At 61.9% G+C, this 14,930-nt stretch carries 15 protein-coding genes; 7 read left to right on the top strand and 8 right to left on the bottom strand.

Features of this window, described 5'->3' with window-relative positions; translation table 11 throughout:
* Positions 1-3 precede the first annotated feature (3 nt).
* The 6 genes from AB8B02_RS19455 to AB8B02_RS19430 form a co-directional block, all read right to left on the bottom strand.
* The gene (locus tag AB8B02_RS19455) at positions 4-1,092 is read right to left on the bottom strand and encodes a DUF917 domain-containing protein (protein ID WP_439064917.1); all 1,089 of its coding nucleotides are present in this window, start codon (positions 1,090-1,092) and stop codon (positions 4-6) included.
* Positions 1,093-1,156: 64 nt separating this feature from the next.
* The gene (locus AB8B02_RS19450; RefSeq protein WP_439064916.1) at positions 1,157-2,536 is read right to left on the bottom strand and encodes a dihydroorotase; all 1,380 of its coding nucleotides are present in this window, start codon (positions 2,534-2,536) and stop codon (positions 1,157-1,159) included.
* 64 nt (positions 2,537-2,600) lie between these two features.
* A complete protein-coding gene (locus AB8B02_RS19445; protein ID WP_120286993.1) occupies positions 2,601-3,260 on the bottom strand; it encodes an amino acid ABC transporter permease in 660 nt (219 codons plus the stop codon).
* A complete protein-coding gene (locus AB8B02_RS19440) occupies positions 3,260-3,961 on the bottom strand; it encodes an amino acid ABC transporter permease (RefSeq protein WP_199711958.1) in 702 nt (233 codons plus the stop codon). Before AB8B02_RS19440 ends, AB8B02_RS19445 begins: the two co-directional genes overlap by 1 nt.
* Before the next feature lie 3 nt (positions 3,962-3,964).
* On the bottom strand, positions 3,965-4,726 hold the full coding sequence (locus AB8B02_RS19435; protein ID WP_439064915.1) for an amino acid ABC transporter ATP-binding protein: 762 nt from the start codon (positions 4,724-4,726) through the stop codon (positions 3,965-3,967).
* Positions 4,723-5,556, bottom strand: coding sequence for a transporter substrate-binding domain-containing protein (locus AB8B02_RS19430; protein ID WP_439064914.1), 834 nt, complete (start codon positions 5,554-5,556; stop codon positions 4,723-4,725). Before AB8B02_RS19430 ends, AB8B02_RS19435 begins: the two co-directional genes overlap by 4 nt.
* 166 nt (positions 5,557-5,722) lie before the next feature.
* On the opposite strand from AB8B02_RS19430, the gene AB8B02_RS19425 reads away from it, so the two are divergent.
* From AB8B02_RS19425 to AB8B02_RS19400, 6 genes are all read left to right on the top strand, one after another.
* On the top strand, positions 5,723-6,943 hold the full coding sequence (locus tag AB8B02_RS19425) for a LysR family transcriptional regulator (RefSeq protein ID WP_439064913.1): 1,221 nt from the start codon (positions 5,723-5,725) through the stop codon (positions 6,941-6,943).
* A 183-nt stretch (positions 6,944-7,126) separates the two neighbouring features.
* On the top strand, positions 7,127-8,335 hold the full coding sequence (locus tag AB8B02_RS19420) for an ABC transporter substrate-binding protein (RefSeq protein WP_439064912.1): 1,209 nt from the start codon (positions 7,127-7,129) through the stop codon (positions 8,333-8,335).
* Positions 8,336-8,490: 155 nt separating this feature from the next.
* Entirely contained in the window at positions 8,491-9,363 is an 873-nt protein-coding gene (locus AB8B02_RS19415; protein WP_439064911.1) for a branched-chain amino acid ABC transporter permease, read from the top strand.
* 1 nt (position 9,364) lies between these two features.
* Positions 9,365-10,369, top strand: coding sequence for a branched-chain amino acid ABC transporter permease (locus tag AB8B02_RS19410; protein ID WP_439064910.1), 1,005 nt, complete (start codon positions 9,365-9,367; stop codon positions 10,367-10,369).
* Complete coding sequence (locus AB8B02_RS19405) at positions 10,362-11,120, top strand: ABC transporter ATP-binding protein (protein ID WP_309943632.1); 759 nt, start codon at positions 10,362-10,364, stop codon at positions 11,118-11,120. The genes AB8B02_RS19410 and AB8B02_RS19405 overlap by 8 nt, the downstream gene beginning before the upstream one ends.
* Positions 11,120-11,827: an ABC transporter ATP-binding protein gene (locus tag AB8B02_RS19400; protein WP_309943634.1), complete on the top strand. Its 708-nt coding sequence runs from the start codon at positions 11,120-11,122 to the stop codon at positions 11,825-11,827. The genes AB8B02_RS19405 and AB8B02_RS19400 overlap by 1 nt, the downstream gene beginning before the upstream one ends.
* A gap of 4 nt (positions 11,828-11,831) precedes the next feature.
* Here the strand turns inward: AB8B02_RS19400 and AB8B02_RS19395 are convergent, their stop codons facing one another.
* A complete protein-coding gene (locus AB8B02_RS19395; protein WP_439064909.1) occupies positions 11,832-12,305 on the bottom strand; it encodes a hypothetical protein in 474 nt (157 codons plus the stop codon).
* A complete protein-coding gene (locus AB8B02_RS19390; protein WP_309943636.1) occupies positions 12,302-13,213 on the bottom strand; it encodes a helix-turn-helix transcriptional regulator in 912 nt (303 codons plus the stop codon). Before AB8B02_RS19390 ends, AB8B02_RS19395 begins: the two co-directional genes overlap by 4 nt.
* A 158-nt stretch (positions 13,214-13,371) precedes the next feature.
* Between AB8B02_RS19390 and AB8B02_RS19385 the strand changes: the two genes are divergently transcribed.
* On the top strand, positions 13,372-14,922 hold the full coding sequence (locus AB8B02_RS19385; RefSeq protein WP_309943638.1) for a benzoate-CoA ligase family protein: 1,551 nt from the start codon (positions 13,372-13,374) through the stop codon (positions 14,920-14,922).
* Positions 14,923-14,930 lie beyond the last annotated feature (8 nt).

Raw genomic sequence — 14,930 nt, 5'->3', positions numbered from 1 at the left:
GTCTCAGGCCAGTGCGTAGCGCGCGATCTCGATGCCCATGGCGCGTTCGACGGAGGGATAGACCGCCGGATCCTTGACGCTGGAGGCAAGCGGAATGATCGTCTTCGGCACATGGAACAGATGCACGTTCATGCCGACTTCGAGATGGCCGACGCTCATCGGCTCGGCCTCGTCGGACAGTGTGGCGATGATGTCCGGGAAGGTCGCGAGACGCTTACCATTTGCATCGACGATGGCCATGTATTCGTTCATCACATGCAGCGTGATGGCGCGGTCGCCTTCGCCGATGGTTAGGGTGCCGATGTCGAAGGCTTCCGGTGTGTAGACCACATTTTTTGCGGTGATCTTGCCGCTGCCGAGGATGGAGCCACCGGTGTCCTTGCAGATCGCGTCGATCACGGCAGTCGCCCCTTTCGGCTCGGCGGCGAGGATGGCTTCACCGAGGCGCAGCGCTAGCGAGATGCCGCCGAGAGCAGCGTTGTCGCGCACATAGGACGCGCGGACCGGATTGCGGCAAGAAGCGATAAAGCCGCCGGACATGTCGCCGGCAGTACGCAGGATCGGCGATACCTTGGCGGTGGCGCCGCGCACGGTAAGTTCGATGTAGCGGTTCTCGGCGCGGTTGCCGCCAGCGGCGGTCTGGATCATCGGCTCGGGCGAGCCAGCAAGGCCGATCGATCCCATGTCGCCGGTCGGATGCGCGCGCATGTCGCCCACGGCATCCACCACCTTGGTGCCGAGCAGTGCCGATGGCAGCCACGCATTCATGGTGGAGGACTTGCCGTTCTGACCGATGATGAGGCCTTTCAGCGGTTCACCCAGCGCGTCCTGCAGTAGTTGCACGGCGCGGACGTAATCCTTGCCCTGCATCTCCCAGGCGGTGGTCGACGCCGGCGCGCCGATCGCAGCGGCAGTGGCGACCCAGTCGTCGTCGTCGAGTTCGTCGATCGACACGAGTTCGGGCTTGCCGACGAGAATCGCGGCGCGGCCGAGCATGCGCCCGTGATCCGCCCAGCCGCCGCCACCGGCAGCGTAGACACCGCCGCCGCGCACGGCGGCTTCAATATCGCGTTCGGTCAGAATACGTCCCATCGGAATGTCTCCTCGGCAGATGTTCTTGTGTTCGATACGTGGTCGGTGATCGGAACGGCGGGCGTCACGCCACCGGCAGTCGCTCTGAGAGAAGCAGCGGTGGCCGCACGAATTGTCCGCTGCCAGGTTCGGCGAGAACCTTGCTGCCATCGAAAGCGAGCTGGCCGCGCACGTAGGTCGCAGCCACGGTCCACGGCAGCGTGATGCCGTTATAGGGGGACCAGCCGACCACGTTGTTGCCGCTTGCGGCACCGTCATAGATGATGGGCTTGTCCACCAGCACGGTGATGTCGGCGTCGAGGCCAGGCGCCAGCGCGCCCTTGCGATCGTCGATGCGGAAGTGCCGCGCCGGATTGAATGACGTCAGCTTCGCGGCATGGGTCAGCGGCAGCTTGCGTTCGACGAGGCCCTTTACCAGCAGCGGCACCATGGCTTCGAGGCCGGGGACGCCAGACGCGTTGGCGAGCATGTCCGGATTGATCTTGCGATCTTCCGACCAACTGACGTGATCGGTCGAGACCAGCGAGACGCGTCCGGCTGCAAGCTCTGCCCACAGCGCCTCGACATCGGCACGCGGGCGCACCGGCGGATTGATCTTGGCCTTGCCGCCGAGGCGGGAGACGTCGTTCTCCTCGTCGAGCACGAGATAGTGGATGCAGCATTCCACTGTGGCGTGATAGCCCTCGGAGCGATACCACGCCGCAATATCATAACCGCGTGCCACAGAACAATGCACCACATGGGCGGGACAACCGGTCTTGGCGCCGGTCTCATAGATCTGCAGCATCGCCAGGATTTCGGCGAGCGGCGGGCGCGACATCGCGTGCGCACGCCAGTCGGTAATGCCTTTTGCCTTCACCTTGGCGACGGCATCGCGGATGAATTCGTCGTCCTCGTTGTGGACGCCGGCGGCGAGGCCGGTCGGCGCAATGGCGGCGAAACAATCGGCTAGCAGCGGTGCGGGGATGCGCGGAAAGCGCTTCGGGTCGGTGCCGAAGGTGGAGAACTTGAAGGCGGCGACGCCGGCCTTAGCCTGTTCGGCGATACGTGCCGGACCTTCTTCGGGGTCGATGGTGCCATAGAGCGCGAAATCCACGCGCGCCTGTTTGCTCGCATGGGCGATCTTGCGCTCGACCGCAGCAGCTGAACAGACCAGATCGCCTTCATCATAGGGCATGTCGACGATGGTGGTCACACCGCCGGCTGCGGCGGAGCGCGTCGACCAGATGAAATCTTCCTGATTGCGCTGCGACAGCGAGTGCACCTGCGCGTCGATGGCGCCCGGCAGGATCATGCCTGACTTGAAATCCTGCCGCTCGCGCGCGGCAGGCGGCGTGCCTTCGCCGACGGCACCCACGCGCCCGTCGCGGACCGCGACCCAGCCGTTCTCGATGATGCTGTCGTGACCGATCACCTTGCCGGTGAGAACCAGATCGAAATCCATGTGCAACTCCACATTCGCCGCCGGCGAGCCGGCCTGTCGTGATGATCCCGCGGGACCGTGTGTCCTAGAGCCTGTGCTCCAGCCGCGCGATCAGCCGCACGACCGGCAACAGCAGGAGCAGATAGATGATGGCCGCGAGGATCAGCGGCGATGAGTTGTAGGTGAGCGAGCGCGCCAGATTGGCGGAATGCAGCAGCTCCGGCACCGAGATGACGCTGGCCAGCGTCGTGAGCTTCACCAGCTCGACCGTGTTCGAGAGCAGATCGGGCAGCACGTTGCGGATCGCCTGCGGCAGCGTCACGTAAAGCAATGTCTGTGTGGCGGAGAGTCCGGTCGACCGCGCGGCCTCGCGCTGGCCCTTCGGCACGCTAACCATGCCGGCGCGATAGATCTCGCCGTAGTAACTTGCCGAATTGATCAGGAAGGCAACGGCGACTGCTACCAACGCGGGCACGCGCAGCCCGATAAAGGGCAGGCCCGCATAGACGAAGACCAGCAGCACGAGCGGCGGAAAGGCGCGAAAGAAATCGACGGCGGCGATCGCCGGCCAGCGCAGCAGGCGATAGGAGCTGGTGGTCAGCAACATCACGAGGATACCGCTGACGAGGCCGATCGGGATCAGGAACGAGCATAGCAGAAGCGTCTGCAGCAAGCCCTGCAGCAGGAACGGTGCGACCTTCGCCATGACGTCGAGATTGAAGAATTCCTGGGTGAACTGCTCCATCAGTGCTCACCCCACCGATAGTTGCGTTCGAGCGTACGGGAGGCGATAACCAGTGGAATGAAGACCAGCACGTAAAGTAGCGCGCCCATCGTCAGCGGCGTCGCATTGGCGGACATCGACAGCGCGGAATTGGCGCGGCCAAGAATCTCGTTGACACCGATGGCGCTGCCAAGCGCGAGGTTCTTGGTGATGGAGATCGCGCGGTTTGTGAGCGGCGGAATGCCGAGGCGGACCGCCTGCGGCAGGATCACATAGCGCAGCGTCTGAGCGAAGGTGAGCCCTGTTGAGCGCGCGGCCAGCCACTGGCCCTTCGGCACAGAGGTAATGCCGGCCCAGAAGATCTCTTCGGCAAAGGCCGCAAGCACCGCGCCGAGGGACATCCACAGCACGATGAGGCTGGGCAGGACGATGCCGATATTTGGGAAGCCGAAGAATAATACCAGGATGATTGCGAGCGGCGGCAGGGAGCGGAAAATGTCGACGAACACGATGATGAGGAAATTGACCGGCTTCCAGCCGATCGCCCGGAGCGCCGCGAGGCCAAAGCCGGCACCGATACCGGTGATGACCACTGCGAGGCCGGCGAGAATGGTAACGCCGGCGCCCTGCAAAATCTCCCAGCCGTACTTCATCGCGATATCCGCATTGAAGAAGGTGAAGACGAAGCGGTCCCAGTTGCTCATCGCGTCGGCGGCGGTCATGACCTAGTGCCTGATCTGCGCGAGGAAACGTTTGGTGCGATCTTCCTGCGGCCGGAGGAAAACGTCTTCGGCACTGCCTTGCTCGATGACGAGACCGCCATCGAGGAACACCACCTTGTCGGCGGCCTCGCGGGCGAAATTCATCTCGTGGCTGGCGATCACCATGGTGATGCCGCGGGCACGCAGATCCTTGACGACGGCGAGCACGCTGCCGACCAGTTCCGGGTCCAGCGCCGAAGTCGGCTCGTCCATCAGGATGATCTTGGGATTGAGCGCGAGCGAACGTGCAATGCCGATGCGTTGCTGCTGGCCGCCGGAGAGTTGTGCAGGATAGGACGCTGCCTTGTCGGGCAGGCCCACCAGCGCCAGCATCTCCGCGGCACGGGCATTGGCGTCGGCTGTGCTCATGCCGGCGACCTTGCGCAGGGCCAGCGTGATGTTCTTCTGCACAGTGAGGTGCGGATAGAGGTTGAAGCTCTGGAACACCATGCCGATCTGTCGCCGTGCGGCATTGATATCGGTGCGCGGCGACAAAAGGTCGACATTGTCCATGATGATGGAGCCGCCGTCCGGCTCCTCAAGGCGATTGCAGCAGCGCAGCAAGGTACTCTTGCCCGAGCCGGATGGGCCGATGAGGAACACCAGTTTGCCCGGCTCCACCAGAAGGTCGACGCCCTTCAGAACTTCGGTTGGGCCGAAGCTCTTCCGGACGCCGCGCGCTTCCAGCAGATAACGGGACGCAGACGTTGCTGCCGTCGAGCTCATGAGCAGGTTGGCTTCTGCTCGGTCGCATCATAGCCGGCGACACCCGGTGCGCCATAGCCGGGATAGATGGTGGTGGTCGCCGATCCGGCCTCGGGCTCGACACCGAACCACTTCACGTAAAGCTTCTTCAGCGTGCCGTCCTGCTTCATGCAGACGAGTGCGTCTTCGAGCTTGTTGCGCAATTCGGTATTGCCGTTGCGCAGCGGCATGCTCCAGACGAGGCCCGTCTTGTAGAGAAAGGCATTCTTCAGCCGCGGATTATTCTTCACGATCCAGGCGACGACAGTGGCGGCCGAGATGTTGGCGTCGGCACGGCCGGCGAGCACGGCCTGCGCCGCGTCGGTGCTGGTGGCGAAGGATTCCGACTTCCAGCCATATTTGGCGGCGTTGTCGTTGACCCATTTCTCGTAGATCGCGCCTTTCTGCACGGCGATGGTCTTGCCGGAGAGATCTTCGAGCTTGGTGATGGGAGGTGCCGAAGCCAGCGTCATGAAGCGATAGTCGGCGTCGACGAAGCCTTCCATGAACAGCAACTGCTGCGCGCGCTCGGGCGTGACGGTCACCACAGCGGCGAGGAAGTCGTAGGTGCCGGCCTGCAGCGCCGGAAGGAGGCCTGCGAACTGCGCGCCTTCCACCGTGATCGGGCGTTTGATGCGCTTCGACATCTCATCGACGACATCGATATTGAAGCCTTCGAGGCCGCCCGACAGTTTGGGCATGGCATGCGGTGCGAAGGTCGAGTCGATCGCGGACTTCAGCGGTTCCTGTGTCTGAGCGAATGTGGGACTGGCAAGGGCCAGAAGCCCGGCGGCAAGGATCATTGCTTTCATCGAACACCTCCATTGGTGCGGCCAGGCCAAGCCGGCATCTGGCTCCGCGGTCCCTGTTATGAAGGCTAACGCAATTGCGCATCGGGGGGATATCCCATTTGGTGGACATCCTATACGCTCTCGCTGCAGCGCGGAAAAATCGACTACAGACCCGGATGACAATGGAATGGACATTGCGACCTTGGTGATGACAGCCGTGGTGCTCCGTTGCGGCAATGTGCGTGAGGCGGCGCGCCAACTTGGACGCGCACCCAGTACGCTCTCGGCAGCGGTGAAACGGTTCGAGCGCTCCATCGCAGCGCCGTTGTTGAATCGCGTAGGTGCCGCGAGCTTTCTCACGCTTGAGGCACGGCGAATGCTGGACGAGATTGAAGCCGCAGCGGATATCGCGATGGGGATGATCGCGCCCGATAGGGCAGGCGATGCAGCACGGGCTTTCTGCGCCGAGTGTGATGTCAGTCTCACGGCCTTGCAGCGTGTCGCATTGGTTGCGGAAACTGGCAGCGTTCGTCGTGCCGCACGCATCATCCGTCTCGGTCAGCCGCAACTCGCGCGTCAGATTGCACGCGTTGAAGATGAACTCGGCAGCGTGTTGTTTCATCGCTCCCGTATCGGTGTCACGCCGACGCCGGCATGCCAATTGCTGGTCACGTCGCTGGCTGAACTTGAAAAAACCATGCAGCGACTGTCACGGCGTGCGCGTGAGCGTTTTCGTTCGACCAATGCCACCATCAGGCTCGGGGCGGTGATGCCGCTCGGCCATGAAAGCAATGTCGCGCGGCTGCTGGCCTTTCTCGTCGCAGCCTGGCAGCGGGATCGGCCGACGCAGCCGCTGTTTGTCACCAATGGTACGGCAGAGGATCTGCTGACCGGCCTGAAAGACAAACGGTGCGACGTCGCGCTGATCGACAGCGATACGATCCCGGCCGATGTCTCGTCTCGGGCGCTGGTGCGATCGAAGCTTGTGGTCGTCGGCGCGCGCGCGGTGCTGGGTGACCAGCCCGATGTCATGCAGGTGCTTCGGCAACAGCCGCTAGCGCTACCCAGCCGACGCACCGGGCTCGGCCAAGCCGCGCACAAACTGCTGGCGCAATTGCTGCCTCAGGCAGAGATCGATGCGCTGACAATCACGGAAATCGACTCGATCCCGATCATTGCCAACCTGATGCTGGATTTCGGCTTCGTGTCAGTACTCCCCGAAAGCGCGCTCGTCTCGTTCGATGCACGCCTCGTGGCGCTGCCGGTTGATCCCGGGCTTGAACTTATCCTGTCGCTGGTCTGGGTACAGACCGAAGGCGCGCGGCGCGGCGCCCGCTCCATTCTTGCTGCCCTGCGCAACTATGCGCCGGCAACGCCAGCAGCCGCCATGATGGTGAACAGCGATTGATTTGAATGAGCGTGGCTACCCACTGCCGCTGACTATGAATTATAATTCTTGATCTTTTCCAATTTCGTGCATTATGCTGCAGAGATGCGAGCGCGGGTGGAGGGCAATGCTCCCACCTGGCGTCAATCTGCATTGGTAGGCCGGATCAACCGGTCATCAATTATTCCGAGGGGAGACGAGCCGATGACCACCAAGGGGTTTCTGCGTCCGTTGACGCGGCGCGCCATGCTGTCCGGGACCGCCGGTGCAGCAACATTCATTGCGACGTCGCCGCTTCATAGCCCGGCCATCGCGCAGAACGCGCCATTGAAGGTGGGGATGATGCTTCCCTACACCGGGACCTATGCGAAGCTTGGCAAGTTCATCGATGACGGCTTCCGCCTTTATGTCGAACAGAAGGGCGGCAAGCTCGGTGGGCGCGACATTGCGTTCGTGCAGGTGGACGATGAATCGAAGCCGGAATCAGCCACCGACAACATGAACCGGCTGGTCGGCCGCGAGAAGGCTGACGTCGTTGTCGGCACCGTTCATTCCGGCGTGGCCATGGCGATGGTCAAGGTCGCGCGCGACACCAAGACACTTCTGATCATTCCGAATGCTGGCGCCAATGATGCGACTGGTCCAGCCTGCGCGCCGAACATCTTCCGTACGTCGTTCTCGAACTGGCAGAGCACCTACCCGATGGGCAAGGTGATGGCCGATGCCGGTATCAAGAACGTGGTCACGATCACATGGCGTTATACCGCCGGTGCGGAGATGATCGGCGCCTTCGCTGAAAACTTCACCAAGAACGGCGGCAAGATCGTAGCTGACCTGACGGTGCCATTTCCGGAGGTGGAATTTCAGGCACTGATCACGCAGATAGCACAGTTGAAGCCCGATGCCGTGTTCAGCTTCTTTGCAGGCGGTGGCGCGGTGAAATTCGTCAAGGACTATGCGGCGGCCGGCCTGAACAAGACCATTCCGCTTTATGGCGCGGGCTTTCTGACCGACGGTACCATCGAAGCGCAGGGTGAAGCCGCCAAGGGCATCAGGACGACGCTGCATTACGCGGACAATCTCGATAATCCCGCCAATCTCGCCTTCCTCAAAGCCTTCAAGGCCAAGACAGGCAAGGACGGCGATATCTACGCCGTACAGGGCTACGATGGCGCGGCGCTGCTGGATATCGGGCTGACCGCCGTCGGCGGCGACTTCAATGCGCGCGACAAGATGATCGCGGCGATGGGAGCTGCGAAGATCGACAGTCCGCGCGGGCCGCTGTCCTTCAACAAGGCGCATAACCCGATCCAGAACATCTATCTGCGCGAGGTCCGCAACGGGCGTAACGAGATGATCTCGATCGCCCAGGCCGATGTCGACGATCCCGCGCGGGGCTGCAAGATGACCTGACGCATCGTTGCGCGGTCTGTCGATGAAGATCGAATCGTCGAAGCCTGTTACGCGCAATACCGTCCGTGACGGAGGCGTAGCTGCGAAGCCAGGTACGGCCTCATGCTTGATTGCGCCGGCGACTGAAGGTGGCCCGCCGTGACTGGATTGATCTGATGGACCTCATCACACTAGGCGTTCAGTTGCTGAATGCGGTTCAGTATGGCGCAGTCCTGTTCCTGGTCGCGAGCGGCCTGACACTGGTGTTCGGCATCCTGGGGGTCATCAATCTCGCCCATGGCGCGTTCTATATGCTCGGCGCCTATCTGGCTTACTGGATCACGTTGATGACCGGCAGTTTTGTGGTCGCCTTGCTTGGCGGCGTGCTGGTTGCCTTCATCGCCGGCATTCTGCTTGAGACCGTCTTCGTTCGTCTTCTCTACGGCCGGGATCATCTGGCGCAGGTGCTGCTCAGCTTCGGCCTCATCCTGGTCATCGATGAAATCAGGCAGTTGCTGTTCGGCAAGGACGTGCACGCGGTTGCTCCACCCGCGTGGTTGTCGGGGTCGATCCAGCTGACCGACAATCTGTCCTATCCGGTCTACCGGCTGGCGATCTGTGTATTCTGCCTGATGGTGGCACTCGTCATCTTCTTCGTAATCACGCGCACCAAGATCGGCATGATCGTGCGGGCGGGCTCGGAAAATCGTGAGATGGCGCGCGTGCTCGGCATCAAGTTCGACCGGGTCAATCGCTACGTCTTCGCCGCCGGCATCGCGCTGGCGGCGCTCGGCGGCATCCTGATCGCGCCGATCTCGACAGTGTTTCCCGGCATGGGGGATGGCATGCTGATCCTGTCCTTTGTCGTGGTCGTGCTCGGTGGCATCGGTTCGGTCGCTGGCGCAGCCGTCGGCGCACTACTGATCGGCCTCACAGATACGTTCGGAAAGGTGTTCTTTCCCAGTGTGTCCAGCATTCTGATCTATGTGGTGATGGCAGCCGTGTTGCTGTGGCGGCCCAGTGGAATTCTCGGACGCCAGGATGCTTGATATGGGCATGCCCAATCTGCGGGCCCGGTTGTTCGGCATAGCCTGTCTGGCTATGGCGATTGCGCTGCCATTCTGCGTGTCGACCTATTACACGCAGTTTTTTGCCAAGGCGCTCATCATGGGCATGCTGGCCATGTCACTGAATCTCGTGGTTGGCCATGGCGGTCTGGTGAGCCTCTGTCATGCCGCCTTTTTCGGCCTCGCCGGATATGTGCTTGCGCTGATGTCGCCTCGTTATGATGCGGCGTCGCTGTTAACGACGCTTCCGATTGCGATCCTGTGCTCTGGCACGGCGGCCCTGCTGATTGGCGCACTGGTGCTGCGCACCCGCGGTGTCTATTTCATCATGGTGACGCTCGCCTTTGGCGAGATGCTGTTCTTCTTCTTCCACGATACCAAATTCGCGGGCGGATCGGATGGTATCTCCATCAATATCCGGCCCGAGATCGCCATTGCCGGCCGTCAATTGCTCGATCTCGACAAGCCCATGACTTTCTACTTTGTCGTGCTGGGTTTCCTGGTGGGCGTGATCGCTCTGCTCACGATGGTGGTCCGCTCAGCGTTCGGGCGGGCGCTGGCGGCAGCCCGGGACAATGAGCGCCGGGCACGGTCGCTCGGCTTTCCGATCTTCCGCCTCCGCCTGACGGCGTTCACCCTGTCTGGCGCGCTGGCGGGCGTTGCCGGTTATCTGGCCGCGGCGCAGTTCGGTTTCGTCGCGCCGCAGATGCTGGGATGGCACCAGTCGGCGACAATCCTGGTCATGGTGCTGATCGGTGGCCTGCGCTCGGTCACCGGGCCGCTGGTCGGTGCGCTGGTTCTGATCGGCATGGAAGAAGTGCTGAAGGCGCATCTCGACAACTGGAAGCTTGTCGAAGGCTTGATCATCATTGGCATCGTCATCCTGCTGCCCAATGGTGTCCGGCAGATCTGGTCGATGGTGTTCGGCGCGTCGCCGCAACGCGCGGCCGAAATCAAGCCTGCAGCTGCGGAAGCTCGTCATGCATGACATTGCGCTGCGTGCCGCTGGATTGCAGAAGCGCTTCGGAGGCCTGCTGGCCGTTTCCGACGTGTCAATCGACATTCGCGCCGGCGAGATCCATGCGGTGATCGGCCCGAACGGTGCCGGAAAATCCACGCTGATCAATCTCTTGGCCGGCGAACTTCTGCCAACCTCGGGTGAGGTCTTGCTGAATGGCGTGGATATCACCTCCTTGTCGCCGGACCGCCGCGCGCGTGCTGGCCTCGGCCGCGCCTATCAGAAGACGACGTTGTTTGCGCAGTTTAGCGTGCATGAGAATGTGCGTCTTGCGGCGCAGGCCCGTTCAACCGCGCCGCTCCGGATGTTTGGTGGCACGCGGTCCGACCGGCCATATCTCAAGTTGGTCACCGATGCGATCGACCGGGTCGGGTTATCCGCACGCTCGCAGATCGTTGCCGATAAGCTAAGTCACGGCGAACAGCGCCAGCTCGAGATCGCGATGGTGCTGGCGACCAATCCGCAGGTCATTCTGCTCGATGAGCCACTGGCCGGCATGGGACCATCGGAGGCGCGGGGCATCATCGGATTGATTGCGTCGCTGAAGGCCGACCGTGCGCTGCTGGTGGTGGAGCACGACATGGATGCGGTGTTCGAACTTGCAGACCGGTTGACGGTGATGCAGGACGGTCGTGTCATTGCCACAGGTTTGCCACAGGACGTGCGCGTGGATCCTGGCGTACGCGCCGCCTATCTCGGGGCTGATGGAGGCATCGCGTAATGGCCTTGCTCGAGGTGGAAAAGCTCGATGCGTTTTACGGCGCCAGCCAGATTCTGCACGGCGTCGATCTGACCTTTGCGCCGGGCGAGCAGGTGGCGCTAATCGGTCGCAACGGTATGGGCAAGACCACACTGCTGCGCTCGCTGATGGGATTGATGCCCCTTTGCCGTGGCAGTTTGCGTTTCCACGGCCGTGATATCCGCAATGCAGCACCCGAAACGATCGCGCGATGCGGCATGGCGCTGGTGCCGGAGGGCAGGGGCATTTTCGGCTCGCTATCGGTGATCGAAAATCTGGTGATGGCTGCGCGACCAGGCAATCACGGCCGTCAGTCCTGGACCCTGCCGAAAATCTTCGAGCTGTTTCCGCGTCTGCATGAACGCCGCAATAATGGAGGGCACCAACTGTCGGGGGGCGAGCAGCAGATGCTGACTATCGGTCGCGCGCTGATGACCAATCCCGATATGATCATGATCGACGAAGCCACGGAAGGTCTGGCGCCGCTGGTGGCGCTGTCGATCTGGCAGACGCTGGCGATCGTCCGGGGCGAAGGCATCGCGACCATCGTCGTCGACAAGGATTTTCGGAGTCTGGCGAAAGTCGCCGACCGAATGGTAATCCTGTCGAAGGGCTGCGTGGTGTTCGACGGAACACCGGTGGCATTGGCCGCGCAGCCGGACGTGCTGGAGCGCCATCTCGGCGTTTGAGCGGTCAGGCCACGACGACGGTCAACGCATCGTCATTGGCCGCAATAATATTGTCGGAAAGCGGTTCCGGCCATTGCACCACGAGGCGGCCGAACAGATCGTTGAGCTCTTCCCGGTCAATGGCGTCGTAAAAACAGGGCGTCGTGGCGCGCGCGATGAAGCTGTGTAGCAGGTGCGCGGCGTCGTAGTCGTAGACGATATCGCCGGGAACGCTTCCCGGCTTGCGCAGCAGGAAGGTTCGCAGGCTTGTCAGGCGTGCCTGCCCGCCGTCTGTTGCGGCAAAGGAGAGCACGGCTGTCTGATGCGCGATGCGCGGGCCGTCCTGCATCCGGTCATACATCGGCAGCGCATTGGCGCTGATGACATCGGCGAGATCGCGGAAATCGTTTGAGACGTCTTCGATATGCAGGGTATTGCGGATCGCCATGACCCCGACGGGATCGAAGCCGCGTGCTTGCAGAAGCTCGCCCAGTGTCACGACGCAGCGCTTCTTAGTCCGAAAGCCTGGGCATTGGTGTTCAACACGCGCGACACCGCGCCGACCAGTTGCGCGGCAGCCTTGTCCTTGCTGAGGCCGGCCGTATCGACAATGGCGGATGCCCGGGAATAGAGCGGTTCGCGGCTCAGCAGGATCGTGCGCAATTCCTGCATGGCGGAGCGGTCGTCGGCCATCGGGCGCAAGTCACCTTGGCGGCGGACGCGCGCCATATGTTCTTCGGGCTTGGCCTTGAGCCAGATTGTGTAGAACGACGACAATACCCGATCGAAGGTCACGGGTTCCGAGACGATGCCGCCGCCGGTCGCAAGGACGATGGGCTCCTTGCGTCCCAGCAGGCCGTTCAGCGCCGCCTGTTCCATGCGGCGAAAGCCCTCCTGTCCATAGAGGGCGATGATCTCGGCGACCGATAGTCCGTTGTGCTGCTCGATCTCCTTGTTGAGTTCGACGAAGCTCCAGCCGATCTTGTCCGCCAGCAATTTGCCGAGGGTCGATTTTCCGGCGCCGCGCAGCCCGATCAGGGCGATGCCGCTGAATGACATATAATTCTGGAACTGACCGTTCCCCCGTCCGGCGAGAACGTCCTTGGCCTGGGCGATCTGGTTCGGTGTCGCGTTACGAACGAGGTCGCGAATGATCGGCCATTCCGTTGTCGGTTCGTCCGCTGGAATCAGATCTTCGAGATGGGCACCCATGGCGCCGGACACCCGGCGCAGCAGCACGATAGACACGTTGCCCTTGCCGCTTTCCAGTTGCGCGATGTAGCGCTCCGAAATCCCTGACACTTTTGCCAGCACCTTTCGCGACATGCCGCGCAGGCCGCGCATGGTGCGGACACGCTGACCGAGCTGTTCAAGAAAGGCAGTTTCGGGATCGGCCTGGTCGGTCATGTGGTGTGCGTGCTCGCAGAGGATTTCAGGAAAGATAATTCCGGATGCGATTGACAGCAACCGGAGTTGGTGACTTTATATGAATTATAATTCAAAAAAGACGATAGGGAGAGCACCGTGAGCAACGGTTGTGGAATCGCCCAAGGTGCAGACGCATCATGAGTGGGCCGTCCAGTTCTTACAATGCGGTGACTTGGCTTCTCGACCGCAACATCGATGAGGGCCGTGGCAGCAAGCTCGCCTTCACCGATACGGTGACCGAACTGACCTATGGCGACCTGCAGGTAAAAAGCTGCCAACTGGCCAATTTACTGAAGCGGCTCGGTGTCCGGCGCGAAGAACGCGTCGCGATGATTATGCTCGACACCGTCGACTTTCCGGTGGTGTTCCTCGGCGCGATCCGGGCCGGCATCGTCCCGGTGCCGCTCAACACTCTGCTGACCTCGGACCAATATGCCTATGTGCTGGCCGATTGCCGGGCGCGCGTGTTGTTCATTTCCGCGGCGTTGTTGCCGGCGGTCGACGACATGCTCGGTCGTTTGCCGGATCTTGAGCATGTGATTGTGGTCGGTGGCGCTGGCAATGGCCGCAAGAGTCTGGCTGACGAAGTCAGGAATGAGAGCACAAGCTTCACCACGGTCGCGACCCATGCGGACGAACCTGCCTTCTGGTTGTACTCGTCCGGATCCACGGGCATGCCGAAAGGCGTTCGCCATCTGCACGCCAGCCTGGAAGCAACGGCGACCACCTATGGCAAGCAGGTTCTCGGCATCCGCGAGGACGATGTCGGACTCTCTGCGGCCAAATTGTTCTTCGCTTACGGCCTCGGCAACGCCATGACATTTCCCATGTCGGTTGGCGCCACGACGGTGCTCAATCCGGAGCGACCCACGCCGGCCACCATGTTCGGCTTGATGCGCCGATATCAGCCGAGCATCTTTTTCGGGGTGCCGACATTGTTCGCGGCGATGCTGAACGATGAGGGTTTCAAAACGGAAGCTCGCCTCCCGCGCCTGCGCATTTGCACCTCGGCCGGCGAAGCGCTTCCGGAGCCGGTTGGGAATGGCTGGAAGAGCCGCTTCGGCGTCGATATTCTCGATGGCGTCGGCTCAACCGAACTGCTGCATATCTTCCTGTCGAATGCTCCCGGCGATATCAAATACGGCACGTCCGGCCGGCCGGTGCCAGGCTATCGCGTGCGGCTCGTCGATGATGCGGGCCTCGATATTGCCGATGGAGAAATCGGCGAGTTGCTCGTCGATGCGCCGTCCGCAGGCGAGGGATACTGGAATCAACGCAGTAAGAGTCGTCGCACCTTCGAAGGTCATTGGACGCGCACCGGCGACAAATATGTCCGCGATGCCGACGGGCGCTATACGTTCTGCGGACGTGCCGATGACATGTTCAAGGTGTCCGGCATCTGGGTGTCACCGTTCGAGGTCGAGAGCGCGCTGATTGCGCATCCCGCCGTATCCGAAGCGGCGGTTGTGCCGGAGGCCGACGCCGAGGGGCTGTTGAAGCCGAAGGCCTTCGTGGTGCTGAAGCCGAATGCCGTGGTCGAGGGCCTGCGCGAATCCTTGAAGGATCACGTCAAGCAACGGATCGGTCCGTGGAAATATCCACGCTGGATCGAGGTTGTCGATTCCCTTCCCAAAACAGCCACCGGCAAAATCCAGCGCTACAAATTGCGCGATGGAGCGACGGTCTGAAACCGAGA

This window comes from Tardiphaga sp. 862_B3_N4_1 (assembly GCF_051811085.1).
GTDB classification, from domain to species: Bacteria; Pseudomonadota; Alphaproteobacteria; order Rhizobiales; family Xanthobacteraceae; genus Tardiphaga; species Tardiphaga robiniae.
Note: the sequence above shows the minus strand (reverse complement) of the source record. Positions and strands in the feature narration are given on the sequence as shown.